At 71.9% G+C, this 26282-nt stretch carries 24 protein-coding genes; 14 read left to right on the top strand and 10 right to left on the bottom strand.

Annotated features, from left to right (window positions below):
• Together AB0N07_RS05625 and AB0N07_RS05630 are read right to left on the bottom strand one after the other, a co-directional pair.
• Positions 1-3108: FAD-binding and (Fe-S)-binding domain-containing protein (locus AB0N07_RS05625; RefSeq protein ID WP_365832381.1), on the bottom strand; the 3108-nt coding region annotated here is incomplete at its 3' end.
• A 65-nt stretch (positions 3109-3173) separates the two neighbouring features.
• Positions 3174-3713 carry a MarR family transcriptional regulator gene (locus tag AB0N07_RS05630; protein ID WP_365832383.1) on the bottom strand — a complete coding sequence of 180 codons (540 nt, stop codon included), beginning with the start codon at positions 3711-3713 and terminating at the stop codon, positions 3174-3176.
• Positions 3714-3859: 146 nt separating this feature from the next.
• Between AB0N07_RS05630 and AB0N07_RS05635 the strand changes: the two genes are divergently transcribed.
• Entirely contained in the window at positions 3860-4375 is a 516-nt protein-coding gene (locus tag AB0N07_RS05635; RefSeq protein ID WP_365832385.1) for a YceI family protein, read from the top strand.
• A 6-nt stretch (positions 4376-4381) separates the two neighbouring features.
• Here AB0N07_RS05635 and AB0N07_RS05640 read toward each other — a convergent pair whose 3' ends face one another.
• Positions 4382-6070 (bottom strand): hypothetical protein, encoded by a 1689-nt coding sequence (locus AB0N07_RS05640; protein WP_365832678.1) that lies wholly within the window; start codon positions 6068-6070, stop codon positions 4382-4384.
• 286 nt (positions 6071-6356) lie between these two features.
• Between AB0N07_RS05640 and AB0N07_RS05645 the strand changes: the two genes are divergently transcribed.
• The 4 genes from AB0N07_RS05645 (at position 6357) to AB0N07_RS05660 (ending at position 9012) form a co-directional block, all read left to right on the top strand.
• On the top strand, positions 6357-6746 hold the full coding sequence (locus AB0N07_RS05645; RefSeq protein ID WP_365832387.1) for a cell division protein SepF: 390 nt from the start codon (positions 6357-6359) through the stop codon (positions 6744-6746).
• Positions 6747-6821: 75 nt separating this feature from the next.
• A complete protein-coding gene (locus AB0N07_RS05650; RefSeq protein WP_365832389.1) occupies positions 6822-8021 on the top strand; it encodes an ATP-binding protein in 1200 nt (399 codons plus the stop codon).
• Positions 8018-8344: a nucleotide pyrophosphohydrolase gene (locus tag AB0N07_RS05655; protein WP_344401805.1), complete on the top strand. Its 327-nt coding sequence runs from the start codon at positions 8018-8020 to the stop codon at positions 8342-8344. Before AB0N07_RS05650 ends, AB0N07_RS05655 begins: the two co-directional genes overlap by 4 nt.
• Before the next feature lie 197 nt (positions 8345-8541).
• Positions 8542-9012 (top strand): DUF6099 family protein, encoded by a 471-nt coding sequence (locus AB0N07_RS05660; RefSeq protein ID WP_344401806.1) that lies wholly within the window; start codon positions 8542-8544, stop codon positions 9010-9012.
• Between the two features lie 23 nt (positions 9013-9035).
• Here the strand turns inward: AB0N07_RS05660 and AB0N07_RS05665 are convergent, their stop codons facing one another.
• Entirely contained in the window at positions 9036-9197 is a 162-nt protein-coding gene (locus AB0N07_RS05665; protein WP_365832392.1) for a hypothetical protein, read from the bottom strand.
• A 238-nt stretch (positions 9198-9435) separates the two neighbouring features.
• Between AB0N07_RS05665 and AB0N07_RS05670 the strand changes: the two genes are divergently transcribed.
• The 4 genes from AB0N07_RS05670 (at position 9436) to AB0N07_RS05685 (ending at position 15076) form a co-directional block, all read left to right on the top strand.
• Positions 9436-10359, top strand: coding sequence for an LLM class F420-dependent oxidoreductase (locus AB0N07_RS05670; protein WP_365832394.1), 924 nt, complete (start codon positions 9436-9438; stop codon positions 10357-10359).
• 595 nt (positions 10360-10954) lie between these two features.
• On the top strand, positions 10955-13714 hold the full coding sequence (locus tag AB0N07_RS05675) for a non-ribosomal peptide synthetase (RefSeq protein WP_365832396.1): 2760 nt from the start codon (positions 10955-10957) through the stop codon (positions 13712-13714).
• 28 nt (positions 13715-13742) lie between these two features.
• Complete coding sequence (locus AB0N07_RS05680) at positions 13743-14666, top strand: NAD(P)-dependent oxidoreductase (protein WP_365832398.1); 924 nt, start codon at positions 13743-13745, stop codon at positions 14664-14666.
• A gap of 5 nt (positions 14667-14671) precedes the next feature.
• Positions 14672-15076 carry a nuclear transport factor 2 family protein gene (locus AB0N07_RS05685; protein ID WP_365832400.1) on the top strand — a complete coding sequence of 135 codons (405 nt, stop codon included), beginning with the start codon at positions 14672-14674 and terminating at the stop codon, positions 15074-15076.
• Here AB0N07_RS05685 and AB0N07_RS05690 read toward each other — a convergent pair.
• Both AB0N07_RS05690 and AB0N07_RS05695 read right to left on the bottom strand, forming a co-directional pair.
• Complete coding sequence (locus AB0N07_RS05690; protein WP_365832402.1) at positions 15063-15350, bottom strand: hypothetical protein; 288 nt, start codon at positions 15348-15350, stop codon at positions 15063-15065. The genes AB0N07_RS05685 and AB0N07_RS05690 overlap by 14 nt on opposite strands.
• A gap of 101 nt (positions 15351-15451) precedes the next feature.
• The gene (locus tag AB0N07_RS05695) at positions 15452-16405 is read right to left on the bottom strand and encodes a LysR family transcriptional regulator (protein WP_365832404.1); all 954 of its coding nucleotides are present in this window, start codon (positions 16403-16405) and stop codon (positions 15452-15454) included.
• A 137-nt stretch (positions 16406-16542) separates the two neighbouring features.
• On the opposite strand from AB0N07_RS05695, the gene AB0N07_RS05700 reads away from it, so the two are divergent.
• A complete protein-coding gene (locus AB0N07_RS05700) occupies positions 16543-17214 on the top strand; it encodes an NAD(P)H-dependent oxidoreductase (protein WP_365832406.1) in 672 nt (223 codons plus the stop codon).
• Between the two features lie 6 nt (positions 17215-17220).
• Here AB0N07_RS05700 and AB0N07_RS05705 read toward each other — a convergent pair whose 3' ends face one another.
• Positions 17221-18534: an FAD-binding oxidoreductase gene (locus AB0N07_RS05705; protein WP_365832408.1), complete on the bottom strand. Its 1314-nt coding sequence runs from the start codon at positions 18532-18534 to the stop codon at positions 17221-17223.
• Complete coding sequence (locus AB0N07_RS05710; RefSeq protein WP_365832410.1) at positions 18531-19205, bottom strand: TetR family transcriptional regulator; 675 nt, start codon at positions 19203-19205, stop codon at positions 18531-18533. The genes AB0N07_RS05705 and AB0N07_RS05710 overlap by 4 nt, the downstream gene beginning before the upstream one ends.
• Positions 19206-19342: 137 nt before the next feature.
• Between AB0N07_RS05710 and AB0N07_RS05715 the strand changes: the two genes are divergently transcribed.
• From AB0N07_RS05715 to AB0N07_RS05730, 4 genes are read left to right on the top strand one after another with little or no spacing between them, the layout of a single operon-like run.
• A complete protein-coding gene (locus AB0N07_RS05715) occupies positions 19343-19714 on the top strand; it encodes a hypothetical protein (RefSeq protein WP_365832412.1) in 372 nt (123 codons plus the stop codon).
• Complete coding sequence (locus tag AB0N07_RS05720) at positions 19705-21168, top strand: 3' terminal RNA ribose 2'-O-methyltransferase Hen1 (RefSeq protein WP_365832414.1); 1464 nt, start codon at positions 19705-19707, stop codon at positions 21166-21168. The genes AB0N07_RS05715 and AB0N07_RS05720 overlap by 10 nt, the downstream gene beginning before the upstream one ends.
• On the top strand, positions 21165-23744 hold the full coding sequence (locus AB0N07_RS05725) for a polynucleotide kinase-phosphatase (protein ID WP_365832416.1): 2580 nt from the start codon (positions 21165-21167) through the stop codon (positions 23742-23744). Before AB0N07_RS05720 ends, AB0N07_RS05725 begins: the two co-directional genes overlap by 4 nt.
• Before the next feature lie 49 nt (positions 23745-23793).
• A complete protein-coding gene (locus AB0N07_RS05730) occupies positions 23794-23955 on the top strand; it encodes a hypothetical protein (RefSeq protein ID WP_365832418.1) in 162 nt (53 codons plus the stop codon).
• Here AB0N07_RS05730 and AB0N07_RS05735 read toward each other — a convergent pair.
• Together AB0N07_RS05735 and AB0N07_RS05740 are read right to left on the bottom strand one after the other, a co-directional pair.
• The gene (locus tag AB0N07_RS05735) at positions 23935-24828 is read right to left on the bottom strand and encodes a hypothetical protein (protein WP_365832420.1); all 894 of its coding nucleotides are present in this window, start codon (positions 24826-24828) and stop codon (positions 23935-23937) included. The two genes, AB0N07_RS05730 and AB0N07_RS05735, sit on opposite strands and share 21 nt — an antisense overlap.
• A 166-nt stretch (positions 24829-24994) precedes the next feature.
• The gene (locus AB0N07_RS05740) at positions 24995-26164 is read right to left on the bottom strand and encodes an SPFH domain-containing protein (RefSeq protein WP_365832422.1); all 1170 of its coding nucleotides are present in this window, start codon (positions 26162-26164) and stop codon (positions 24995-24997) included.
• Positions 26165-26282: the final 118 nt, after the last annotated feature.

Genomic DNA, 26282 nt, shown 5'->3' on the forward strand with positions numbered 1-26282 from the left:
CAGGCGGGTCACGCCTGCTGCGGCGGCCGCCGCGCCAAGCCCCACCCCGGCCAGGGCGAGGGACTGGGCGCGGCGGTCCGGCGGGGCCGGCCGTACGCCCGCACCGACGCCGTAGGCGCTGCCGTGCGCACCGTCGGGCAGCGCCGAGGCCAGCAGTTCCGCGAGGTGCACCGCCTCGTGGCCGCCGCTGTCGAACTCGTGGACCTGGGTGCGGCAGCTGAAGCCGTCGGCCAGCAGTACCGTCGCGGGGTCGGTCTCGCGCAGCCGGGGCAGCAGCACGCGTTCCGCGCAGGCCTCGCTGACGTCCAGGTGGCCGCGTTCGAAGCCGAAGTTGCCGGCCAGTCCGCAGCAGCCCGACTCCAGTTGCTCCGCGTCGACGCCGGCCCGGCCGAGCAGTTCGCGGTCGGCGTCCCAGCCGAGCACCGCATGCTGGTGGCAGTGCACCTGCGCCAGCGCCCGCGCGGAACGGTCCGGCACCTGCGGTGGCTGGTAGCCGGGGGAGTGCTCGGTGAGCAGCTCGGCGAGCGTCACCGTCTGGTCGCGGAGCCTGCGCACGTCACGGTCGCCGGGGAAGAGCTCGCCCATGTCCGAACGGAACACGGTGGTGCAGCTCGGCTCCAGGCCGACCACCAGCCCGCCCGCCCGGACATGCCCGGCGAGACGACGCACCGTTCGGCTCAACACCCGCTCGGCGACGGAGAGTTGACCGGTGGAGATCCACGTCAGCCCGCAGCACAGCGGTTCGCGCGGCAGCTCGACCCGCCAACCCGCGTGCTCCAGTACCTCCACGGCCGCCTGCCCGACATGCGGGTGGAAGAAGTTGGTGAACGTGTCCGGCCACAGCAGGACGCTCCCGCGGGACCCGTCGCCGTACGACTCACGACGGCTTGCGAACCACTGCTGCAGCGTCCGCCCCGCGAACAGCGGTATCTCCCGGTTCTCGACACCGGCCGCCGCCACGGCCGCCCGGGACAGCGGCGGGGTGTGGGTGAGCGCGTTGACGAGCGGCCCCAGCCCGGCCCGGCCGACGGCCTGGGCGACGGCCGGCAGCCAGCCCATGGACAGGTCGGAGCGGGGCCTGCGCCAGGGCCTGCCCTCGTAGTGGTGCGACAGGAACTCCGCCTTGTAGGTCGCCATGTCCACATCGGCGGGGCAGTCCTTCTTGCAGCCCTTGCAGGCCAGACAGAGGTCGAGCGCGTCCCGTACCGCTTCCGACCGCCAGCCGTCCCGGATCGCGCTGTCGCCGTGCCCGTCGAGCATCTCGAACAGCAGCCGCGCCCGCCCCCGCGTGGAGTGCTCCTCCTCCCGGGTCACCTGGTACGAGGGGCACATCACCGCGCCGCCCTTGTTGGTCAGCTGCCGGCACTTGCCCACGCCGACGCACCGGTTGGCGGCCTCGGCGAAGGACCCCCCGTCGTCCGGGAAGCGGAAGTGCAGCTCACGGGGCGCGTACGGGGCCCAGTCGCCGCCCAGGCGCAGATTCTCGTCCAGCCGGTACGGCTCCACGACCTTGCCCGGGTTCATCCGGTCGAGCGGGTCGAACACCGCCTTCAGCCGCCCGAAGGCCTCGACCAGCTCCTCGCCGAACATCCGCGGCAGCAGCTCACCGCGGCTCTGCCCGTCCCCGTGCTCCCCGGAGAAGGACCCGCCGAACTCGGCGACCAGATCGGCCGCCCGTTCCATGAACCGCCGATAGGTGGCCACCCCGTCGGCCGAGTACAGGTCGAAGGGGATCCGGGTGTGCACACAGCCCTGCCCGAAGTGGCCGTAGAGGCTGGGCCCGGTGTCGCTGAGATACCCGAACTCGTCGTAGAGGCGGCGCAGTCGGCGCAGATAGTCGCCGAGCCGCTCCGGCGCCACCGCCGAGTCCTCCCAGCCCTCGAAGGTGTCGGGCCTGCCCGGGACGTGCGCGGTGGCACCGAGGCCGGACTCGCGCACCTGCCACAGCTCCTCCTCGTGGGCGGGGTCGTCGAGGAAGGCCACCGCGGCCTCGTGCTCGGACTCGTGCAGCCCGTCGAGCATCCGGTGCGCCCGCTCGTCGGACTCCTCGACGGTGTCCCCGCCGAACTGCACCATCAAGAAGGCGTTGCCCTCGGGCATCTGGGCGCGCGCCTTCGGATTGAGGCGCTTGATCCGCTCGTCCCTGATGAGCCGCGCATCGACGCCCTCCAGCGCCATCGGCTCGTACGGCAGGATCGCCGGTACGGCGTCGGCGGCCACGGCGATCTCCGGGAACCCGAGCACGACCAGCGTCCGTTCCTTGACCACGGGCACCAGCTCCAGCTCCGCCCGCAGGACGGTGACCAGCGTCGACTCGCTGCCCACGAGCAGTCCCGCGACGTCGAAGCCGTGCTCGGGCAGCAGCGAGTCCAGGTTGTAGCCGGAGACCCGGCGCGGGATGTCCGGGTAGCGGCGGCGGACCTCGTCGCCGTACCGGTCCCGCAGGGCGCGCAACTGCCGGTAGAGGGCGGCCCGCAGGTCGCCGTGCCGCTCGATCTCGGCGTACTGCTCGTCGCTCGTCTCACCGCACCAGAAGCGGGTGCCGTCGTAGAGCAGCACCTCCAGACGGGCGATGTTGTCGACGACCTTGCCGGTGGCCTGGGCGGTGGCGCCGCAGGAGTTGTTGCCGATCATGCCGCCGATGGTGCAGTTCATGTGGGTGGCGGGCTCGGGGCCGTAGCGCAGGCCGGTAGGGGCGAGCTGCCGGTTCAGTTCGTCGAGGACGATGCCGGGCTGGACGACGCAGGTACGGGCGTCCGGGTCCACGGACTCCAGCCGGTGGCAGTACTTCGACCAGTCGATCACCACGCCCGCGTTGGTGCACTGCCCGGCGAGGCTGGTCCCGCCGCCGCGCGACAGGACGGGCGCGTCGTACTCGCGGGCGACGGCCACCGCCTCCGCGGCCGCCTCCGGGGTGCGGGGCACGACGACGCCGATCGGGGTCTGCCGGAAGTTGGAGGCGTCGGTGGAGTACGCGGCCCGGCTCCCGGCGTCGAAGCGGACTTCGCCGTCGACCCTCTCACGCAGCGCGGCTTCCAGCCCCGCAGAGTCGACCGGCGGCGCGGCTCCACTGCGGACGACGGGTTCGGGCAGGTCCAGTGCGCCCATGGAGCCCTCCTGCGATCGCCGGCACGGGATGGCCGAGTACCCAGGAGCGCGCGGGTCACCACGCGCTACGGCCGCTCGGACTGCTCGGCGAGCGCGGATTCCCCGGTGGGTTCGGCCTCCTTGGCCGGCTCGGGCAGCAGGCCGCACATCGCCTCGTGCTGGTCCGGGCCCATCACATGGGTCAGGGCCCGCGTGACCGTCGAGGCGAGGGTGCCGGAGGCCTCCTCCAGGAGGCGGCGGGCCTTGTCGGTGAGGGCCACCTCGATACCCCGCTTGTCGCCGCAGACCGACTGGCGGGTGACCAGCCCGGCGTGCTGGAGACAGGCGATCTGGTAGGTGAGCCGGGTCTTCGGGCGGCCGAGGAGCTCCGCGATCCGCGTCATGCGCAGCCCTGTCCTGGGCTGCTCGGCGAGCAGGCACAGGATCAGGAACTCGTCGTGCGAGACGTCGAGGCGTTCCTTCACTACCGACCGCAGTTCCTGCTCCACCGCCCCCACTGCCCCGAGCATCACCATCCAGGCCCGCAGCTCCTTGGGCAGCAGTCCGCCACCCTGCGCGGACGGGCATTCGGGCAGGTCGGTGGGGTGCTCCTCGGGGTCGGCCATGGTGTCGAGTCTACCTGTTGTTCAAATTTGGACCGGAGGGTTGTCCAGATTTGGATAATGGTCTACCGTCGTAGTCATCCAAATTTGAAGTACTTGTTTCCCTCGGATCCCCCCGGATCCCCGCTCACTGCTCACTGGAGAAGATCATGACCGTCGCCGTCGAAACCGGTGTCTGGCAGCTCGACGCCGCCGCTTCCACCGTCGCCCTGCGCCACAAGACGATGTGGGGTCTCGTCACCGTCAAGGGAACCTTCGGCGCCGTCGGCGGACAGGGCGAGGTACAGCCCGACGGCTCCGCCACCGGCACCCTGACCCTGGACGCCGCCACCCTCGACACCAAGAACAAGAAGCGGGACGAGCACCTGCGCTCGGCCGACTTCTTCGACACCGCGAACCACCCCGAGATCACCTTCGCGGTCCGCAGCGCGAAGGCCGGCGCCGGCGACACCGTCGAGGTCTCCGGTCAGCTGACCGTGCGCGGCATCAGCCGCCCGCAGACCCTCACCGCCCGCCTCGCCGGTGCGGACGCCGACGCGCTCACGCTGGACACGGAGTTCACCGTGGACCGCGGCGAGTTCGGCCTGGGCTGGAACCAGCTGGGCATGATCCGCGGCCTGACCACGGTCGCCGCCACGCTCCGCTTCGTGCGTACGGCGGCCTGACGCGCGTCAGCGGGTGCCGCGCGCCCGCAGGTGGAGGTCCATGCTGGACAGCGTCTGCGGGGTGGGTGTGAAGACCCGCAGCCGGAGCCGGGCCTTCGGGCCCGGCAGGGTGAACTTCCCGTCGGCCGGCGGCCGGATCACATAGTCGGCCGAGGCGTGCGCGGGCAGCGTGGCCGGTCCCTTCAGGACCGTCCAGTACTGCCGCAGGCCCTGGCCGACGGTGAGCATGAAGTGCGGTTCCAGGGCGCTGTCGTCCTTGTTGGTGACCCGCAGACTGAGCCGGGTGAGGACGTTCGCGTCCGCCGCCGTCCGCCGCACGGAGGCGATCTCCATCCTGAGCGGCGGCTTCCCGGTGACCGCCACGACGGCGCTCACCAGCGCCGGGGCGACCAGCAGCGCGGCCGTCGCGGCCAGCGCCGGGCGCCGGCGGGGGCCGGTCAGCAGGCCCGGGCGCGGCTGCCAGGCCCGTACGAACTCGGACGGCGGCGCGGTGATGGCGGTCGCCAGCCACAGCGGCGTCATCATCAGGTAGTAGCCGTCCTGGGACCGGGTCGCCAGATAGAAGGCGCACCAGGGCAGGACGGTCGCCGCGGGCCCCAGCCGGCGCATGAACAGGATCAGCAGCCCGAGCAGGGCCGCGGCCAGCAGCATGCTCGCATGTCCGTACCACTCGACCCGGTCGCTGCCGTTCGTGTAGTACAGCGACACGCCCACGAGGCCCTGCCCGTGCAGGGTCGCCCCCTGGGTCAGCGGCAGCGCGATGCCACCGACCCAGGTGCTCGGCTCGCTCACGATGAAGTACGTGTTGATCAGCAGCCACACGGCCGCGGCGATCCCGGCGATCCGCGCCACCACCAGCGTCGCCGCCCGTCCGCCCAGCTCACCACGGCGCACCGCGTAGATACCGGCCAGCAGGAACGGCGTCAGGAACCAGGGCAGCTGCTGTGCGGCACACGCGGCACCCAGGCATGCGGCCCGTGCGACACCGGCCGCCCCGAGCCGCCCGCCCTGTCCGATCCGCGGCCAGCGCACCACCACCGGGATCAGCAGGGCCAGCGCGGTGATCGCCGGGTAGCCCTCACGGCCGTAGGTCGGCAGAAACCCGAAGCCCAGGCACGCCATGGTCGCCGCCGACCGCCACTGCACCGGCAGCATCCGCCACAGCACGACCGTGCCGACGATCAGCGCGCCCGTGCTGACCGCCGTCGCGGGGGCGCCGCCGTGGCCGATCCACAGCAGGGGTGCGGTGAGCAGGGTGGCGAGCGGGGGATAGCCGTAGGTGTAGTCGTAGCCGCCGTCGAAGGTCGTGGTGAGGGCGATGCCCTTCTGGAAGAGCCAGGGCCACGGATGCCCGTAGACGGTGTGGCCCGCGACCAGCTCCTTGGCGGCCTGGGTGGTCAGCACCGCCTCGTCCGAGCCGCCGTGGTTCATGGCCCAGGCGCACAGGGCGAGGACCACGGCGGTCACCAGCACGACCGCGTCGAGCCGCGCGAGCGACCGGGCCCGGCGCACGACGAGCGCCAGCACCCCGCACACCAGGATCGAGGCGTAACACACCGAGATGACGGCGGCCACGGTCGGCCGGTGACTCGCCGCCTGCGTCCACACCGTGCGCGTACCGATGAACAGGCTGACGTTCGCCAGCAGTGTCAGCACGCGATGCCACTGCGCGGGAGGTTCCGGTGGGGCGGACACCGCCGACTGCGTCCGCCGGCCGGGTGTCACCAGCTGGGTTTCTGCCAAGTGCACGTCGGGGCACGCTAGTCGCGCCCGGTGAGCAGTACGTGGCCGGAGGTGAAGAGTCCGGTGTGAGGCGGGTAAGAGGACGGTTCGGCAGGAACCGGTCCCTGCCTGACTGGTTCTCGTCACCGCGAAACGGTTGTGACCGTCGCGGACCGTGTCGCTGTTGGGCCGAACGGGTGACTTGGCGTAAGAATTGGCTGGTGCAGGCAATGAGTGCGAGTCAGTTCGGGGGGAGCCGGTGAACAGCCACGACGTCACCGATGAACAGTGGGAAGGGCTCGCCCAGGTCGTGCCGCTGCGTGGGCGCGACGCCTGGCCGTCCTCGGTGGACCACCGCGCGCACCCGGAAGCGCTGACGGAAGCCCGGCGCCGTTTCGTCGTCCTCAGGGTCAATGTCTTCGCCGACGCCCGAGAGGTCGCCGAGACCCTGATGGCCGGCGTTCCCGTGCTGCTCGACCTGAGCGGTGCGGAGGCCGAGGTCGCCAAGCGCGTCCTCGACTTCAGCACCGGAGTCGTCTTCGGCCTCGCGAGCGGCATGCACCGCGTCGACCGCAACGTCTTCCTGCTGGCCCCCGCGGACACCGAGGTCACCGACCTGGTGGCGAGCGCCTCGGCGGCCGGCTCCTGACCCTGGTCCCCCGATCGTAGGAAGCTCCCGACGCCGTAACGGTTCACCTTCCGGACATGGCCCTACGGTCCGGACATGACCGTGTCATCCGTGCCGCCCGCGGCGAACTCCGATACGTCGTCCCCGCTGCGAACCCTCACGGACCGCTCGCGCCCGGACCGGCCCTGCGTCACCGAGCTGCGGCTGTCCGCCTTCGCCGGACACCGGCGGGCCGCCTTCGTGCTCGGGCCGGTCACCCTCTTCGCCGGGGGCAGCGGCTGCGGGAAGACGAGTGCGCTGCGGGCGTACGAGGCGCTGGCCCGGCTCGGTGGCGGTGCAGAGCTCGGGGAGGTGTTCCCCGACGCGGCCGACTGCGTGCCCGAGCGGGCGCGGCCCGATGCGCAGCGGCGGCGCGGATTCCGTATCGGCTGTACGGCCGACGGGCCCGAGGGGCCGGTCCGGCTCGACGTCGCCGTGCAGGCGGAGCCCGAACTGCGCATCGTGGGCGAGCGGTTGACCGCGGGCGGTCTTGTGCTCCTGGAGACCGCCCTGCGCGACCCCTCCCGCCGGACCGTGCAGGCCGCCTGGCACACCGCGGGATCGGCGCCGGTGACGCGGGCGCCGCTGCCCGACGACCGGCTCGGCACCGCGCTGCTGCCGCTGCGGGTGGCCGGCAAGACCGACGGACAGCGCCGGGTGCTCGCCGCCGCCGAACAGATGGTGGTCGCCCTGCGGTCCGTCTTCGCCTGCGATCCGCGCCCCGGCCGGATGCGGGCCCCCGCCCCGCTCGGCTCCGGACTGCTCCTCGGCGGCTGCGACAACCTAGCCGACGTCCTGTGGCGCACCCGCGCCGAGTGCACGCGACGGCACGCGCTGCTCGTCGAGGTGGTGCGCGCCGGATGCGCGGGGCCGGTGGCCGACGTGCTCGCCGAGCCGCTGGGCGACGGGACCGTGCAGGCACTGCTCGACCGCGGCGACGGTTTCCGGACAGCTCTGCGGCGGCTGGGCGACGGCGAGCTCAGATACCTCGCCCTCGCGCTGGTCCTGCTGACCGGGCCGGGCGTCCTGGAGGTGGACACCGCCGGGGAGGTGCCCGCGGCCATGCAGACGCTCACCGTCCTCGCCGACGGCTTCGACCGCTCACTGGACCCACGGCAGCGACGGGAACTGCTGCGGCTGGCCCTGCGGACCGCCGGCCGCGGCCACATCCGGGTCGTGGCCGCGGTCAGCGACGCCTCGTGGGCCACCGGAGTGGCCGGGCCGGAGCCCGTCACGGTGGTACACCTGGAGCCGTGACCGATCATCTCGACGTGGCGAAACTGCAGCGCAGGCTGGCCGACTTCGCCGCCGCCCGCGACTGGCGGCAGTACCACACCCCCAAGAACCTCGTCGCCGCGCTCAGCGTGGAGGCCTCCGAACTGGTCGAGATCTTCCAGTGGTTGACGCCGGAGGAGTCGGCCCGCGTCATGGACGACCCGGACACCGCGCACCGCGTGACGGACGAAGTCGCGGACGTGCTCGCCTACTTGCTGCAGCTGTGCGACGTACTGGACATCGACCCGCTCGCGGCGCTGGACGCGAAGATCGACCGCAACGAACGGAGGTTCCCGGCGCCGTAGTCGAACAGGGCGGCTGCCGGGAGTGGTTCAGTCCACTTTCACTCTCCGGAGTCAAAAACCGGCCCGAAACCGATTTGTTGTCCACAGATTTCGGTCTTCCTCTGGCTTTCCGTCCCGCACGCCCTCACTCTGGGTAGTGGACAGCGGAGTTCGGGCGGACGTGCGGGCAGTGCGTCCAGACAGACGGGGGCAGCGGCATGGACGCTGTGCGGCTCATCGTGACGAGCAGACGTGCCCTTGCAGGGAGCGGCGACGCTCCGGAGACCATGACCGAGGTGTGGCAGGCGCAGGCCCTGGCGCAGGCGATAGGCAGCCGCCTCGCGGTCTCCGGCCCGCCCGAACTGCGCGGCGAGGCACTGGGGTTGACAGAGCTGGCGGGCCGCGGCTGCGGAGTCCTCGACACCCCGCACCTCGCCACCGAGGACCTGCGCGCGGCCCAGCTCACCGACCTGGGCGACGCACGCCAGGCCCTGCTCTGCCTCGGCGGCCTCCTGGGCGAGGTGGGCATCGCCCTGGTGGGACTCGCCTGCGCCGCGGACGACGAGAGCACCTACTGGCAGTGCATGGAGGCCATCGACGCGGCGGACGAGTCCAGGGACCGGGTCCGGGAGATGCTGCGCAGACTCGCGGACCGGGAAGAGGCGTTACCCGAGAGGGAGGCGGGTTAGCACAGGCTGAAGGGGCCCGGGCCTCAGCCCGCCTCGCCCTCCTCGACGCCCCGCCCCGCGGACTGCAGATCCGCGTCGAGGGCCGACAGGTCCGCGTTCAGTGCCGCCATCAGCTCCTCCATCTGCTGCAGCAAGCCCTTCGGCCGGCCGGCGCCGCCCTGCTGCGGCACGGACTCTTCGGACATGACGGCCTCCTCGGCCCCAGGCCCCCGCGGGGAGGCCGAACGAGTGACATCCCGGCGACGGCCGCCGGCGCGGGTGCCGGGCGGTCCGGCTCCGCACGAGCCAACGACCACCACCGGAACGGGTCACTGGCCAGGTCCGCCGCAGGCCGGGTGACCACGGATTTTCACCCGACCGTGGACGGGAGTGCCCGGCGGGACCGGTGGGGTTGACCGGCACCGTGGCGTGCAGGATGGAGGTATGGATCTTCGCATCTTCACCGAGCCCCAGCAGGGGGCCTCCTACGACACGCTGCTCGCGGTGGCCAAGGCCACCGAGGACCTGGGCTTCGACGCCTTCTTCCGCTCCGACCACTATCTCCGCATGGGCTCCGTGGACGGCCTGCCCGGCCCCACCGACGCCTGGATCACCCTCGCGGGACTGGCCCGCGAGACCAAGCGCATCCGCCTGGGCACCCTCATGACCGCCGGTACCTTCCGCCTGCCCGGCGTGCTCGCCATCCAGGTCGCGCAGGTCGACCAGATGTCCGGCGGCCGCGTCGAGCTGGGCCTCGGCGCCGGCTGGTTCGAGGAGGAGCACAAGGCGTACGGCATTCCGTTCCCGAAGGAGAAGATCGGCCGGCTCGAGGAGCAGCTCGAGATCGTCACGGGCCTGTGGCAGACCAAGGTCGGCGACACCTTCGACTTCCACGGCAAGTACTACGACCTCACCGACTCGCCCGCGCTGCCCAAGCCCGCCCAGCAGAAGATCCCGGTCCTGATCGGCGGTCACGGCGCGAGTCGCACCCCGCGGCTGGCAGCCCGGTACGCCGACGAGTTCAACATGCCGTTCGCCTCGATCGAGGACAGCGAGCGCCAGTTCGCCCGGGTGCGCGCCGCCGCCGAGGAGGCCGGCCGGCGGCCCGAGGAACTCGTCTACTCCAACGCCCTGGTCGTCTGCGTCGGCAAGGACGACCAGGAGGTCGCCCGCCGGGCCGCCGCGATCGGCCGCGAGGTCGACGAACTGAAGGCCAACGGCCTGGCGGGCACCCCGTCCGAGGTCGTCGACAAGATCGGCCGCTACGCGGAGACCGGCGCCGGCCGCCTCTACCTCCAGATCCTCGACCTCGCCGACCTGGACCACCTGGAGCTGATCTCGTCCCGGGTGCAAGCACAGCTGTCGTAGCTGCCCTCCCTCCGCCCCGGCCTCAGGGTCGGGGCGGTTCCATTTCCCGTCGCGTCTTGATTGCTTACACCGCCCGTAAGGAAAAATTGCTCCGACGTAATTCAGGGCCTTCTGGGCGTAATGTAACGGGCGGCAAGTCGCGGAAATGCGGGATTGAGTTGAAGGCGCTGTGCTCCCCGGCCCCTTCCGGTTTTTTCTGCCGCATTCCCAGGCTCCTTTGACAAGCCGGTGTGCCGGTTTCTATTCTCGGCGGGTATTCAGAGCCCCGGCGTCGTGGCTCTCGGTACTGACCTGGTCGGTGGGGGACGATGTACAGGTACTTGCCCAGTGTTCCGGAACGCTCGATCTCTCTTGTCGGGGTTCCGTCGTAGCCTGCGCGTGCGCTGTTCCGGTGCGCTTTTCCGGAGATTTTCGCGGCCCGGCCTCCCCAGTTGAACGGTGCGTCGCGCGCCGTTGAGTACAGGCCCCCGCATGCCATTCGACCCGCCGTACCGCCAAGGCGTCGCGGTCACCACCCGTGGCCGTCATCCGTGCCCTACCCGTCCACGGCCACCACAACCCGGCCACCGGCGCGACAGGAAGAGAAGGCCTCGACATGACCACAGCCCTTCCGACCACACGGACCATCGTGGATCTGCTGCGCGACGCAGCCCGGAACCACCCGGCATCCGGGCTGCGCTACCCCCGGAGCGCGACCGACCCCGACGCGCCCTTCCAGAGCTATGCCGAACTCCTCGACGCGGCCCGCTCCGTGCTCGGCGGCCTGCGCGGACACGGTCTCGCCGTCGGGGACAAGGTCGTGCTGCTCCTTGACAAGCCGAAGGAGTTCCTCGCCGCGTTCTGGGCCTGCCAGCTGGGCGGCTTCATACCCTGCCCGATGGCCGCGCTCGGCGGCGACCCGGAGCGCTGGGCCGCTCAGCTCGCCCACGTCGACACCCTCCTCGACCACCCGCTGATCGTCACCAGCGAGACCATCGCCGCCGAACTCCCGCGCGCCGAGAACCTGTCGGTGGCCGCCCTGGAGCAGCTGTACGCCGAGAAGCCCGACGGCACCTGCCACGAGGCCGACCCCAAGGACACCGCCGTCCTGGTGCTGACCTCCGGCTCCACCGGCAACTCCAAAGCCGTGATGCTCTCGCACGCCAACCTGCTCGCCTCCATGGCCGGCAAGAACGGCTACCACCGGCTGACCGACGAGGACACCAGCCTCAACTGGGTCTCCTTCGATCACGTCGCCGCCCTGCTGGAGTGCCACATGCTCCCGCTGTACGCCGGCAGCACCCAGCTGCACGTGGAGGCACCCGTCATCCTTCAGGAGCCGCTGAACTTCCTGCGGATCGTCTCCCGCTACGGCGTCACCATGACCTTTACGCCCAACTTCCTGCTGGGGCTGATCAATGCGCAGGCCGACCGGCTCGACGAGGAGGACGGTGAGGCCCTCGACCTGTCCCGGCTGCGGCACATCATCAGCGGCGGCGAGGCCGTCGTCCGCACCACCGGCGAGACGTTCCTCAGCCGCTTCGCCGCTCATGGACTGCGCGCCGACGCCCTCTGGCCCGCCTTCGGCATGTCGGAGACCTGCGCCGGCAGCATCTACTCCACCCAGTTCCCGGCGGCCGACCAGGGCCAGGAGTTCGCCAACCTGGGCCGTCCCGTCGAGGGGCTGCGCATCCGGATCGCCGATGAGGAGGACCACCACGAGCTGGGCATGGGCGAGGTGGGCGAACTCCAGCTCAACGGCCCGATGATCACGGCCGGTTATTACAACAACGAGCAGGCAACCCGGGACGCCTTCACCCCCGACGGCTGGTTCCGCAGCGGCGACCTCGGTCGCATCGACGACGGCCGGCTCACCCTGGTCGGGCGCAGCAAGGACAGCATCATCGTCAACGGCGTCAACTACTTCAGCCACGACATCGAGTCGGTCCTCGAAGACCTTGACGACGTGGCCCGCTCCTATGTCGCCGCCTTCCCCACCCGCGCCCCCGGCAGTGACACCGAGCAACTGGTCATCGCCTTCCACCCGGAGTGCGCAGCCGGCGACGAACTCGCCCTCTACCGGGTGCTGACCGCCGTCCGCAGCAGCGTCGTCATGCACTGGGGCTTCAGGCCCGCCCTCATCCTGCCCCTGCCCGAGGACGCCTTCCCCAAGACCAGCCTCGGCAAGATCCAGCGCTCTCTGATGCGCAAACGCCTGGAGACGGGGGTCTACGACGAGATCCGGGCCGCCGTCGACGACCTGGTGCTCCGCCGGCTCGGCGGCTACAACGCGCCCGAGGGCGACACCGAGAAGGTCCTCGCCGGCATCTACGCCGAGATGTTCGACACCGACCCGGAGCGGCTGAGCGCCACCGCCAACTTCTTCGACCTCGGCGGCACCTCGCTGGACATCCTGCGGCTGCGCTCACTGGTGGCCCAGCGCCTCGGCGCCGCCGACCTCCAGATCATCACCGTGCTGCGGTCCCCGACCGTGCGGGCCCTCGCCGCCCACCTCGACGGTGCCGCGAGCGGCGAGCAGGAGTACGACCCGATCGTGCCCATGCAGGTCAGTGGCGACAAGACACCGCTGTTCTGCGTCCACCCAGGCGTCGGCGAGGTCCTCGTCTTCGTCAACCTCGCCAAGTACTTCGTCGGCGACCGGCCCTTCTACGCCCTGCGCGCCCGTGGCTTCAACCCCGGCGAGACGCCCTTCACCAGCTTCGCCGAGATGGTCGACACCTACGTGCGGGCGATCCGCGCACGCCGGCCGCACGGCCCGTACGCCGTCGCCGGATACTCCTACGGAGGTGCCGTCGCCTTCGAGATCGCCAAGGTGCTCCAGGACCAGGGTGAACGCGTCGACTTCGTCGGCAGCTTCAACCTGCCCCCGCACATCAAGTACCGCATGGACGAACTGGACTTCGTCGAGACCGCCGCCAACCTTGCGTTCTTCCTGGAGCTCATCGACAAGAAGCAGTCCCTGGAACTCCCCGACCGGCTGCGGCCGTTGACCAAGGACGAGCAGCTGGCGTACTTCATCGACCACGCGCCCGAAGGCCGACTCGCCGAACTCGACCTGACCTTCGAGAAGTTCAAGGCCTGGGCCGAACTGGCCGACAGCCTCACCGACCTGGGCCGCAGCTACGCGCCCAGCGGCAAGGTCCGCTCGATGAGCGTCTTCTACGCGATCCCGCTGCGCGGCACCAAGGAGGACTGGCTCGAGAACGAGCTGCGCCGCTGGGACGAGCACACCACCGAGGAGAACCGTTACATCGACGTACCCGGCGAGCACTACACCCTGATGGGACCGCAGCACGTGGCGGCCTTCCAGTCCATCCTCCGCAGGGAACTCGACCGCGCCCTCGGCGACGCCTGACCCCTACCACTCCCCAGGAGAGCATCCAGTGAACGGCAAGAAGATCCTGGTCACCGGCGCGACCGGACAGGTCGCCGGACCAGTGGCCAAAACCCTCGCCCAGGGCAACGAGGTATGGGCACTGGGCCGCTTCGGCAGTCCCGGCGCCGAGGAGGACCTCACCCGGCACGGCATCCGCACCTTCCGCTGGGACATGGACGACACCGGCGAGGACTCCCTCAAGGGCCTGCCGGAGGACTTCACCCATGTCTTCCACTCGGCCGTCCGGCGCGGCGAGGACGGTGACTTCAACGCGGCCGTCGAAGTCAACTCGGTCGCGGCGGGCCGCCTGATGACCCACTGCCGTACCGCCGAGGCGTTCCTGTACGTCTCCACGGGCGCCCTCTACGCCCGGCAGACCCTCGACCACAAGTACACCGAGACCGACCCGCTGGACGGCAGGGCGGACTGGCTGCCCGCCTACCCCGTTGTCAAGATCGCCGCCGAGGGCACGGTCCGCGCCTTCGCCCGGACCCTCGGTCTGCCCACCGTCATCGCCCGCCTCAACATCGCCTACGGGCCCGGCGGTTACGGCGGCGTCCCGATGCTCTACTTCAAGCGGATGCTCGCCGGCGAGCCCATCCCGGTTCCCGTCGAGGGGCAGAACTGGTGCTCCCTGCTGTACACCGACGACCTCGTCGAGCAGGTCCCGCACCTGTGGAACGCGGCGAGCGTCCCGGTGACCCTGACCAACTGGGGCGGCGACGAGCCGGTCGGCATCACCGACTGCGTCCGGTATCTGGAGGAGCTCACCGGGGTGACGGCGAACCTCGTCCCGAGCGAGGTCACCCGCGAGACCTATCAGTTCGACCCCACCCTGCGCCGCTCCCTCACCGGCCCCTGCAAGGTGCCCTGGCGCGAGGGCATCCGACGGACCCTGGCCGCGCTGTATCCCGAACACCTCAAGGGGTGACACACATGACCGACAGCACCGATCCGCTGGCCCCGATCCACGCCGCCTACGCTGCCTTCGCCGCCCGGGACGTGGGCGCGCTGCTCGACGCCTTCGACCCGGACATCGAGTGGGTGCACCCCGAGGGCATGGCCGAGTACGGCCTCGGCGGCACCAAGCACGGGCACGCCGGTGTCAAGGAGTTCCTGGCGCACGTACCGACCGTGCTGGGCGGGATGAAGCTGTACCCCGAGGAGTTCGTCCGCGAGGGCGAGCGGGTGGTCGTCTTCGGCCACCGGGACATCACCTCGCTGCGCGGCCACACCGAGACCCAGCGGTTCGTGCACTCCTGGGTGCTGCGTGACGGCCGTGCCGTGCGGATGGAGGACATCTTCGACACCGTCGCCTTCCACCGCGTCATCGAGAGCTGACGGCCCGCGACGGCCTACGGCCGTCTCGGCCGCCGAGGTGCTCAGCCATCCGCACGCACTCGGCCAGTGCGAGGACTCGCCGCGCGCGGCTGCCCGGCGCCCGCACCCGGACCGCCGCCTCCGTCACGGCGGCCGCCCATGAGGCCGGGGCGGTGCCCCGGTTCGGGTCGGTGGCCCCGCGCTGCTGCCCGACGTCCCGCAGGCCTTCCGTGCCCGCGCGGTCGCCCTGTCCTGGATCCAGCCCCGGCCCACCGGCCAGAGGCTCGGCCGCCACCACCTCTTCGTGGACGTCGACGCGCACATCGACAACCGCCGGCTGCGGCTCGCCATGGCGGATGTCGAGGCGCTGGACGTGGAGGTGCGGTTCCTCGGAGGCTATCCCCGCTGGTCGGCCACGTCCTGATGCCCCGCCGGCGAGCTGCTCAGCTCTGCCGCGGCCTCCCGCACGGCCGGCAGCAGTGCCGCCACCGGCGGAGTCCCCAGGGCGCCCTCGCGCACCACGAGGGTGATGCGGCGGGCCAGTTCGGGCCCCTCCAGCGTGACCCGGGCGACCGGATGACCCGGTCGGCCGGGCACCAGGTCGGGGACGAGCGCCACGCCCCAGCCCAGCGAGACCAGCCCGAACACCGCCTGCATATCCCCGATGTCGGAGACGATGTCGGGCACGAAACCGGCCCCGGCGCAGGCGTGCAGGGCCAGCCGGCCGAGCCGCGAGGTCCGGTCGAGCAACCAGGGTTCCCCCGCGAACTCCTCAAGGCGGCGCGGGAGTTCACCGGCGGCCAGCGGATGTCCGGGGGCGACGACGAGGCGGAGGCGGTCGCTGAGCACCTCCTCCTCGTACAGCCCCGGCACCCGGGGCTCGGGCACCTGCGGATAGCCGGTGGCCAGCACGGCGTCCAGCCGGCCGAGCCGCACGGTCTGCCGGCCCTCGTCGGGGGCCACGCCGTGCAGACTGATGCGCAGCTGTGGATGGTCCTGGCGCAGCCGGTTGAGCGCCGGCACCAGCAGCGCGGGCCCCTCGTGCAGAGGCACGCCGACCCGCAGTTCACCGCTGATCCGCCCGTCGCGGGCACGCAACTGCGCCTCGGCGGCCTCCAGTTGGGCCAGGATCCGGTCGGTGTGGGACACCAGCAACCGCCCGGCCGGGGTGAGTTCGGCCCGCCTGCTACCGCGGTCCAGCAAGGCCGTGCCGGTCTCCGCCTCCAGGGCGGAGAGCTGCTGGGAGACCGCGGAACGGGTGTAGTTGAGGGCCTGCGCGGCCGCGGCGATGGAGCCACGGACGCCGACCTCGCGCAGCAGTACCAGTTTCCGTACGTCCAGCACCGTCATCCTCGCTAACGCTTCTGGTTACAAACTGTCACGCCAGGTTACGGGACAACGGTTCCGCCGGGACTTTCAATGGAGCTCGGCCCGACCGCGGTTCTCGGCCCGACCCGAACGACCTGATCAGACAGGGGAACTCCACCATGCCGACGCTGCTCCACCTCGACTCCAGCCCGCGCGCGGGCTCCGTCTCCCGTCAGATCTCGGGCGAGTTCGCCGAGGCCTGGCGCAAGGCCAACCCCGAGGGCACCTACGTCTACCGCGACCTGGCCGCCGACCACGTTCCGCATGTCGACGACGCGCAGATCGAGGTGATGCACCGCCTGGAGACGGAGGGCGTGCGCGACCTCGCCGTCGCCCGCACCGCGGCGCAGACGCCCGAGGAGAAGGCGAGTTGGGCGGTGACCTGGCCGCTGATCGAGGAGCTTCTCGCCGCCGACACCATCCTGCTCGGTGTGCCGATGTACAACTTCTCGGTGCCGTCCACCTTCAAGGCGTGGTTCGACCGGGTCCTGATCGCCCCGCTGATCGCCGACCCGGCCACCGGCCAGGGCCCGCTCTCGGGCAAGAAGGTCGTCGTGGCCTCGGCGCGCGGCGGTGCCTATGGCCCCGGCACGCCCCGCCACGACAGCGACCACCAGGAGCGGTATCTCAAGGCGGCCCTCGGCATGGTCGGCCTTGCGGCCGACCTCACCTTCCTGCACGCCGAGCTGACCAAGTCGGCGCATGTGCCGCGGCTCGCCCAGTTCCAGGAGATGGCCGCCGCGTCGTACCAGGCGGCGCTGGAGGGCGCCCGTACCCACGGGGCCGCCTGAAATCCCTCACCGCAGCGGGAAGTTGCGGTCGAAGACGTTCTCCGGGTCGTACCGGTCCTTGAGCTCGCGCAGCCGGGTCAGGGTCGGCTCGGGGAACGCCTCGCAGAGCACGTCCGGGGTGCGCCGGGTGTCGAAACTGAGGTACATGCCGTTCAGGTGCGGGGCGAGCCGGGCCCAGTGCGCGTCCAGCGCCTGCTCCAGCTCCGGGACGGTCGCGGAGAGCAGCGAGAAGTTCTGGGTGCGGTGGGCGTAGGCGGTCGCCGCCGGATCCAGGTCATTGACCGCCCCACCCACCGAGCGGAACTGCTCCATCAGCACCTGCCCGGACTCCAGGGCGGCCGCCACCGCCCGCGCCGCGTCCGCGGTGAGGTGGTCCAGCAGGCCGGAGCGGGTGGCGCCGAGCTGTTGCTGCCCGTGGTGCGGGGCACCGCTCACCGGCACAAGACCCGAGTACGGCGCGAGCACCGCCCGCTGCCGCAGCGGCGGCCCCACCCGGAGCAGCGGGGCCAGCACCCGCTCGGCGGCGCTGTGTTCGCCCGCGTACACAGCGGCGACATGGGCCAGACACGGACGGCCCGGCCCGGCGGGCATGAAGGTCAGGAAGCTGGTCAGCTCGCGGGGCGCCGCATCGAGGACCGCGCCCCACTCCTCGATCAGCGCGGCCGCGTCCCGTGCGTCGAAGACGAGGTCGGCGAAGACCACGTCACCCGTCTCGTACGCTTCCAGCTCCACCGCGGTGACCACGCCGAAGTTGCCGCCGGCGCCGCGCACGGCCCACAGCAGATCGGGCTCCCGCTCGGCGTCCGCCCGTACCGACTTGCCGTCGGCCAGGACGAGTTCGACCGCCGTGACATGGTCGACGGTCATCCCGTGCAGGCGCGCGAACCAGCCGATGCCGCCCGCGGTGACCAGCCCGCCCACCCCCACGTCTCCGGTGTCCCCCGAGCCGATGGCGAGCCCGTGCGGCTCGAGGGCCTGCGCCACCTGCCCCCAGCGGGCGCCCGCCCCGATCCGTATCCGCCGCCGGGCCCGGTCCAGGACCCGTATTCCGTCCAGGCGCGACACGTCGACGACGACACCTCCGTCGTTGGTCGAGCGGCCGCTGATGCCGTGCCCGCCGCTGCGCACGGAGACCACCGAGCCCAGCGCACGCGCGTACCTCAGCGCCTCGGCGGTCTCCCGTGCGGTCTCGGGCAGCAGTACCGCGGCGGGGGAGCCCCGGTGCACATAGCAGTGCCGTACCCGCTCGTACCGTGCGTCGTCCGGCACGACGATCCGCCCGGCCAGGGACTGCGGCACCGGCGGCAGCGTGGACGTCATGACGGCGATCTCCCTCGGTGGGCTTCATCGGACCCTTCGGTTTCGCCGGGCTCTTCCGCTTCGTCGAGCGGCTCCAGTGCGCAGCGCAGGGCCCGCGTCAGATACCGCACCAGCCGCTCCGGCCCCATCTCCGCCACCGGCCCGCTGCGCAGCACGTACCGGCTGAAGGCGACCCCGATGAGCTGCACGCCGACCAGGTCGATGCGCTCGTCCGCGTCCGGCCCGGTCAGCACCGTGCGGTACGCCGCCATGCTGCTGTCCCGCATCGCCGTGTACAGCGCGGTCGCCGCGCCCTCGTCGGAGGCGGCGCTGCGGATCAGCGCGAGGAACGGATCGCTGCCGTCGGCGCGCTCCATGCGCTCGACGAACGCTCGGGCGATCCGGTCGGGCAGTGTGCCGGGCTGCCCGGACACCAGCTCCGGCAGGTCCCGGGTGCCGGGCACGGCGGCCAGGAACAGACGTTCCTTCGAGCCGAAGTGGCGCATGACCAGGCCGTGGGTGACCCCGGCCCGGCCGGCGATCTCCCGGATGGTGGCGCGCGCGTAGCCCCGCTCGGCGAAAGCGGCACGTGCCGCGGCGAGGATCGCCTCCCGATGCGCCTCGGGGGCCCGTACCCGCTTCCGGGCCGGGGCGGCGCCCAGCGGCCCGGAGGCCGTGATCTCCTTGTTCACCCGCCTAATGTACATCTGGTCATTAGTGTTCCGCGGAGCTGCGCTCGGGCCAATGACCAGTCGCGCACCGGGGTTTGCCGAGTTCGGAGAGCCGTTCGTGCGCGGCCGCCACGTGCTCGTCGTCGGCGCGACCGGCGGTGTGGGGGGGGCATGACGCGGACCGGCCGCGCCTCCTCGCGGGGGCACACCGCGCCCGGCACCCTGCACACCCACGTCATCGATGTGTCGGACCCGACAGCACCGTCGGCGCCGCCAAGAAGTCCCTGCTGCGCGCGCTGACCGCCGAACTCGGCGGCAAGGGCCCGCGCATCCACGAACTCGTCACCGGTCCGATCAGAACCCGCCCGCGCGCCGCCATGGGCGCGGACAGCCCGAGCCGGCTCAGCGCCGAGGACCTCGGCCATCACGCCGGACAACTCATCGCCGGGCGCGGCCCGTGGACCGCCGAACCGGGAAAACCGGTGGTCACAGTCGGGGCACAGCCGGGAGACTCGGACATGTGTTCCTGACGATCTCCACGCGCGGCACCGCCGCCTCACCGGCCACCGACCTCGGCTTCCTGCTGCACAAGCACCCCGACAGGGCGCAGGCGTTCTCCACCTCCTACGGCACGGCGCACGTCCTCTACCCCGAGGCCGATGCCGAGCGCTGCACGGCGGCGCTGCTGCTGGAGGTCGACGCGGTGGCGCTGGTGCGGCGGGGGAAGGGCAAGGGACGCGGCGGCGCCCCCGACGCGGCGCTCGCGCAGTACGTCAACGACCGTCCGTACGCAGCCTCCTCGCTGCTCGCGGTGGCACTGAGCAGCGTGTTCTCCAGCGCGATCCGCGGCGTGTGCCACGCCCGCCCGGAGCGTGCCGCGCAGCCGCTGCCGCTGCGCATCGAGGTGCCCGCGCTGCCCGCCCGCGGCGGCCCGGAGCTGGTACGACGGCTCTTCGAACCGCTGGGCTGGAGCGTCACCGTCGAACCGGTGGCGCTGGACACCGAGTTCCCCGAGTGGGGCGACTCACGGTATGTGCGGCTCGTCCTGGAGGGCGAGACCCTCACCCTCGCCGAGGCCCTGCGCCACCTCTACGTCCTGCTGCCGGTCCTCGACGACGCCAAGCACTACTGGGTGGCCTCCGACGAGGTCGACAAGCTGCTGCGGGCCGGCGAGGGCTGGCTGCCCGACCACCCGGAGCAGAAGCTGATCACCAGCCGTTACCTCTCGCGCCGCTGGTCGCTGACGCGTGAGGCGATGGAACGCCTTGAGCTGGTGCGGCTCGCGGAGGCGGACGACAGCGAGGTCGAGGACATCGACAACGCCGTCGAGGCGGAGACCGAGACGGAGGAGAAGCCGACCCCGCTCGCCGTGCAGCGGCGCGAGGCGATCATCGCCGCGCTCGGCGCGTCCGGCGCCGCCCGGGTGCTCGACCTCGGCTGCGGACAGGGCCAGTTGGTGCAGGCGCTGCTCAAGGACCCGCGGTTCACCGAGATCGTCGGCGTCGACGTGTCGATGCGGGCGCTGACCATCGCCTCGCGGCGGCTGAAGCTCGACCGCATGGGGGAGCGGCAGGCCTCGCGCGTCAAGCTCCTCCAGGGCTCGCTCGCGTACACCGACAAGCGGCTCAAAGGGTACGACGCCGCCGTGCTCAGCGAGGTCGTGGAACACCTCGACCTGCCGCGGCTGCCCGCGCTGGAGTACGCGGTGTTCGGCGCGGCCCGCCCGCGGACTGTCCTGGTGACGACCCCCAACGTCGAGTACAACGTCCGCTGGGAGTCCCTCCCGGCCGGCCACGTCCGGCACGGCGACCACCGCTTCGAGTGGACCCGCGAGGAGTTCCGCAGCTGGGCGCACAAGGTGGCCGAACGGCACGGGTACGGCGTGGAGTTCGTCCCCGTCGGCCCCGACGACCCGGAGGTCGGACCGCCGACCCAGATGGCTGTTTTCCGTATGAGGACCGAGAAGGAGGCGAAGGCAGCATGACCGGGACACAGCAGCAGGGACGGGTCCTCCCCGTCACCGACCTCTCCCTCGTCGTCCTCGTCGGCGCCTCCGGCTCCGGCAAGTCCACCTTCGCCCGCCGGCACTTCAAGCCGACCGAGGTGATCTCCTCCGACTTCTGCCGCGGCCTGGTCAGCGACGACGAGAACGACCAGAGCGCCACGAAGGACGCCTTCGACGTCCTGCACTACGTCGCGGGCAAGCGCCTGGCGGCCGGCCGCCGTACCGTCGTCGACGCGACCAGCGTGCAGCAGGACGCCCGCCGTCAGCTGATCGACCTGGCCAAGCAGTACGACGTGCTGCCCATCGCCATCGTGCTGGACGTACCGGAGGAGGTGTGCGCCGAGCGCAACGCGGCCCGCACCGACCGGTCCGACATGCCGCGCCGGGTCATCCAGCGCCACATCCGCGAACTGCGCCGATCCATCAGGCACTTGGAGCGTGAGGGCTTCCGCAAGGTCCACGTCCTGCGCGGGGTGGAGGACATCGAGAACGCCACCGTCGTCACCGAGAAGCGCTTCAACGACCTGACCCACCTCACCGGCCCCTTCGACATCATCGGCGACATCCACGGCTGCGCCTTCGAGCTGGAGTCGCTGCTCGGCAAGCTGGGCTACACCGACGGCGTCCACCCGGAGGGCCGTACGGCCGTGTTCGTCGGCGACCTCGTCGACCGCGGCCCGGACAGCCCGGGCGTACTGCGCCGCGTGATGTCGATGGTCAAGTCCGGCAGCGCGCTGTGCGTACCCGGCAACCACGAGAACAAGTACGGCCGGTATCTCAAGGGCCGCAAGGTCCAGCACACCCACGGCCTCGCCGAGACCATCGAGCAGATGGAAGGCGAGAGTGACGAGTTCCGGGCCGAGGTACGGGAGTTCATCGACGGGCTGGTCAGCCACTACGTCCTCGACGGCGGCCGGCTGGTGGTCTGCCACGCCGGTCTGCCCGAGAAGTACCACGGCCGCACCTCCGGCCGGGTCCGCTCGCACGCGCTGTACGGCGACACCACCGGCGAGACCGACGAGTTCGGGCTGCCGGTGCGCTACCCGTGGGCGGAGGACTACCGGGGCCGGGCGGCGGTCGTCTACGGCCACACTCCCGTCCCGGAGGCCACTTGGCTCAACAACACCATCTGTCTGGACACCGGTGCCGTCTTCGGCGGCAAGCTCACCGCGCTGCGCTGGCCGGAGCGTGAGCTGGTCGACGTACCGGCCGAGCAGGTCTGGTACGAGCCGGCGAGGCCGTTGCTGACCGAGGCGCCCGGCGGGCACGACGGCCGGCCGCTGGACCTGAGCGACGTGCACGGCCGCCGGGTCGTGGAGACCCGGCACTCGGGCCGGGTGTCCGTCCGCGAGGAGAACGCGGCCGCGGCCCTGGAGGTCATGAGCCGGTTCGCCATTGACCCCCGTCTGCTGCCGTACCTGCCGCCCACCATGGCGCCGACCGCCACCTCGCAGGTCGAGGGCTATCTGGAGCACCCGGTCGAGGCCTTCGCGCAGTACGCGGCCGACGGGGTGGCGCGGGTCGTGTGCGAGGAGAAGCACATGGGCTCGCGGGCGGTGGCGCTGGTGTGCCGGGACGCCGAGGCGGCTCGCAAGCGGTTCGGCGGTGGGGGCACCTCCCGCTCGAGCGAAGCCGAGAGTGGGGGAGGTCCGACGGGCTCGCTGTACACCCGTACCGGACGGCCGTTCTTCGACGACCGGGCGGTGACCGAGGAGATCCTCGGTCGCGTCCGCACGGCCGTCACCGAAGCGGGCCTCTGGGGCGAACTCGACACGGACTGGCTGCTGTTGGACGCCGAGCTGATGCCCTGGTCGCTGAAGGCCTCCGGGCTGCTCAGGTCCCAGTACGCGGCCGTCGGCGCGGCGTCCGGCGCGGTGTTCCCGGGTGCGCTCGCCGCGCTGGAGGGTGCCGCGTCCCGGGGCGTCGAGGTGACCGACCTGCTGGCGCGCCAGCGGGAGCGGGCGTCGAACGCGGCCGCGTTCACGGCGGCGTACCGCCGCTACTGCTGGACGACCGAGGGCCTGGACGGCGTACGACTCGCCCCCTTCCAGATCCTGGCTGTCCAGGGCCGCAGCCTCGCCGGCCTGCCGCACGACGAGCAGCTCGCCCTGCTCGACCGGCTCGTCGAGCACGACGGCAGCGGCCTGCTGCAGACCACCCGACGGCTCTACGTCGACACCGGTGACCCGGCATCGGTGCGGGCCGGCGTCGACTGGTGGCTGGAGATGACCGGCCGCGGCGGCGAGGGCATGGTCGTCAAGCCGCTGGACGCCCTGGTGCGCAGCGAGGAGGGGCGGCTCGTGCAGCCCGGCATCAAGTGCCGGGGCCGCGAGTACCTGCGGATCATCTACGGTCCGGAGTACACCCGCCCGGACAACCTCGTCCGGCTGCGCAGCCGCTTCCTGAACCACAAGCGGTCGCTGGCGATCCGCGAGTACGCCCTGGGCCTGGAGGCCCTGGACCGGCTGGCGGAGGGCGAGCCGCTGTGGCGGGTGCACGAAACGGTGTTCGGGGTGCTGGCGCTGGAGTCGGAGCCGGTGGACCCGCGGCTTTGAGCCACCCTGGCATCCGATCGATCTGCCCTCGCTGCAGCTGGGCCTGTTGGTGGCACTCCTGACGACGGTGCCGGTCGGCGCACTGGGCGGCGGAGCACCGGCGGCAGCGCTGGGCACCGTACCGGTGCTGCCGGCGGCAGCGACGACCGCACTGCCCTCCGGTGCGATGCTGTGGGCGCGGATGCTGCCGCTACCCGACCAGGCGCAATGATGTCCCCGCCACGCCCACCCGCACCGACTGCCCCCACGTCAGCTGCAGCGCGTCCCCCTCCATCCCGTCTCCGAAGGCGATCAGCCGCTCGGACTCGACGGTGAGGGTGAGACGGGCCGAGGCGGCGAGTTCGCCTGCGACCAAGGACGTCCCGGTGGCCGGTGACGGCCACGCCTCCCGTACGAACCACAGCAGCCGGTCGTCGGTCGGGCGCGGCAGCGACTGGGCGGCGCCCCGCTCCTGCCACACCGAGCGGATCCATCCCGTCGCGCCGGTCCCCGTCCCCACCAGCACCCCGGACGAAGCCTGGGCCTCGACGACACCCCCGTCGCCCTCGAGGCCCAGGCGGTATCTGGCCGTCTGATGTCCGGCGGCGCCCAGGTAGATCTCGTTGAGCGCGACGATCCGCTGGGTGTCGTCGGCGACCGCCTCGACCATGGTGAGTTCGTCCACGGCGCTCGTGCGGACCGCCGGAAGCAGCGCCGCCGCGTCCGCGGGGCGGTGCCGCACCAGGACGCCCGGGTTGCGCCCGGGGTCCGTGTCGATGCCCACCACCGGCTGCCCGGCCAGGTACTTGGCGACGTTCGCCACCAGCCCGTCCTGCCCGACGACCACCACGACGTCCTCCGGCGCGAACAGGAAACGGTACAAGTCGACCCGCTCCACCATGGTCTGACGCCAGGTCAGCGGAATCGCGGCGGTCACCTCGGCGAGCGCACGCCGGGTGCGGCGGTGCCGCTCGGCCACCTCCGCGATGTCCCGGCCCCGGGAGGAGAGGAAGAAGGCGGCCTGCCCGTGCGTACCGTGGTGGGCCACCAACTCCTCGTACTCCGTGGTCCGATGTACGAGGACGACGCGCGGCGCGAGGCTCACGCGGAGCGCTCCGCGCAGAGGACGGGCCGGGACGGGATCCCCGTCGGCCCGGCGGCGGACGGTGGCTGCCCGGCACCCGGGTCCGCGTCGCGGAACCTGGCCGGGGCGGCCGACGACGGGCCGGTCACCCTCGCTCCCGGGAATCCGGTCCGCCCGGCTCCCGCCTTCACGCCCGCTCCCCGTTGCCGAGCCGGGCGAGCAGTCCCGTCAGCACGTCCGGCGAGATGGTCACGCTGTCGATGTTCGGCAGGTTCTCCGCCAGCCGGGTCCCGGCGAGGGCGTGCAGGGTCGCGACGTCCACGTCGGCATGCACCCGCAGCCAGGCCGCCTGCGCCTGCGCCCGCGCCTCGCCGACCTCGCGCGCGCCTTCGGCCTCCGCCCGCGCCAGCCGGACGGACCGCACCGCCTCGGCATCGGCCATCCGCACCGTCCGCGCCGCCTCCGCCTCCGCCAGCCGCTCGGTGCGCCGCGCCTCGGCGTCCGCGAGCTGCACGGACCGCGTGGCCTCCGCGTCGGCCAGCCGAAGCGAGCGGTCCGCCTCCGCCTGCGCCAGCTTCACCGTCCGCGCCGCCTCCGCCTCGGCCCGCACCGCGTCCGCCGCCGCGTGCTCCTCGGCCTCCCGCCGGGCGTTCGTACCGCGCTGTTCGACCAACTGCTCCTCGCGGCGGGCGAGTTCGATCTGGCTGGCCAGTTCGTTCTCGGCGATGGCCCGCTCCCGCTCGACGGCCACGGCCCGCCGCTCGTACGTCGCCCGGTCTGCCTCCTGCTGGATCTGCTCGCGGGCGGGCGTGCGCAGGGCCCGCTCCACCTCCGGCTCCGGACGCAGCGCCACCACACGGACGGCGACCACCTCGATACCGGTCGCCGGCAGCCGCGGCTCGGCGCCCAGCCCCGCCGCGACCCGCTCCCGCACCGCCGCCACGCCGTCCACCAGCGCCGACGAAAGTGACGTACGGGCAAGGACGTCCAGCGCATGCTGCTGCGCCGTCTCCGTCAGCAGCGTCCCCAGCTGCTCCAGCGGCGCACCCCGCCACACCCCCGTGTCCGGGTCGACGGAGAAGTCAAGACGGGCGGCGGCGAGCGCCGGGTCGCTGATCCGGTACGTCACCGTCGCCTGCACCGCCACGTCCTGGAAGTCGGACGTGCGGGCATGGAAGGTCATCGCCAACTCCCGGTCGTCGACCGGGACTTCGGACAGCGCAGCGGTCAGCGCACGGAACCAGAAGCTGAGCCCCGGCCCGTCGTGCAGCAGCTTCCCGGCACGCTGGTGCCGGATGTGCGCCGTCGGCGCCCCGCGCAGATGGCGCCAGCCCAGACGTCGTGTGATGTCGGCCATCGAACCCCCTCGGTTCTCGTCCACTCGACGATAATCGCCGCGAGCGATTATCGTCAAGAGGACGAAAACAAGAAGGCGAAGAAACCGTCGACCGGCGGGTCAACAAGCCCCCGGATGG

Source organism: Streptomyces sp. NPDC051172 (assembly GCF_040682555.1).
In the GTDB taxonomy this organism is placed as follows: Bacteria; Actinomycetota; Actinomycetes; order Streptomycetales; family Streptomycetaceae; genus Streptomyces.

What these genes read in the sequence shown, in the direction of transcription:
- AB0N07_RS05630 (WP_365832383.1), bottom strand. Translation starts at nt 3,713, where the DNA reads ATGGCCGACCCCGAGGAGCACCCCACCGACCTGCCCGAATGCCCGTCC.
- AB0N07_RS05635 (WP_365832385.1), top strand. Translation starts at nt 3,860, where the DNA reads ATGACCGTCGCCGTCGAAACCGGTGTCTGGCAGCTCGACGCCGCCGCT.
- AB0N07_RS05650 (WP_365832389.1), top strand. Translation starts at nt 6,822, where the DNA reads ATGACCGTGTCATCCGTGCCGCCCGCGGCGAACTCCGATACGTCGTCC.
- AB0N07_RS05660 (WP_344401806.1), top strand. Translation starts at nt 8,542, where the DNA reads ATGGACGCTGTGCGGCTCATCGTGACGAGCAGACGTGCCCTTGCAGGG.
- AB0N07_RS05665 (WP_365832392.1), bottom strand. Translation starts at nt 9,197, where the DNA reads ATGTCCGAAGAGTCCGTGCCGCAGCAGGGCGGCGCCGGCCGGCCGAAG.
- AB0N07_RS05670 (WP_365832394.1), top strand. Translation starts at nt 9,436, where the DNA reads ATGGATCTTCGCATCTTCACCGAGCCCCAGCAGGGGGCCTCCTACGAC.
- AB0N07_RS05675 (WP_365832396.1), top strand. Translation starts at nt 10,955, where the DNA reads ATGACCACAGCCCTTCCGACCACACGGACCATCGTGGATCTGCTGCGC.
- AB0N07_RS05685 (WP_365832400.1), top strand. Translation starts at nt 14,672, where the DNA reads ATGACCGACAGCACCGATCCGCTGGCCCCGATCCACGCCGCCTACGCT.
- AB0N07_RS05695 (WP_365832404.1), bottom strand. Translation starts at nt 16,405, where the DNA reads ATGACGGTGCTGGACGTACGGAAACTGGTACTGCTGCGCGAGGTCGGC.
- AB0N07_RS05700 (WP_365832406.1), top strand. Translation starts at nt 16,543, where the DNA reads ATGCCGACGCTGCTCCACCTCGACTCCAGCCCGCGCGCGGGCTCCGTC.
- AB0N07_RS05705 (WP_365832408.1), bottom strand. Translation starts at nt 18,534, where the DNA reads ATGACGTCCACGCTGCCGCCGGTGCCGCAGTCCCTGGCCGGGCGGATC.
- AB0N07_RS05725 (WP_365832416.1), top strand. Translation starts at nt 21,165, where the DNA reads ATGACCGGGACACAGCAGCAGGGACGGGTCCTCCCCGTCACCGACCTC.
- AB0N07_RS05740 (WP_365832422.1), bottom strand. Translation starts at nt 26,164, where the DNA reads ATGGCCGACATCACACGACGTCTGGGCTGGCGCCATCTGCGCGGGGCG.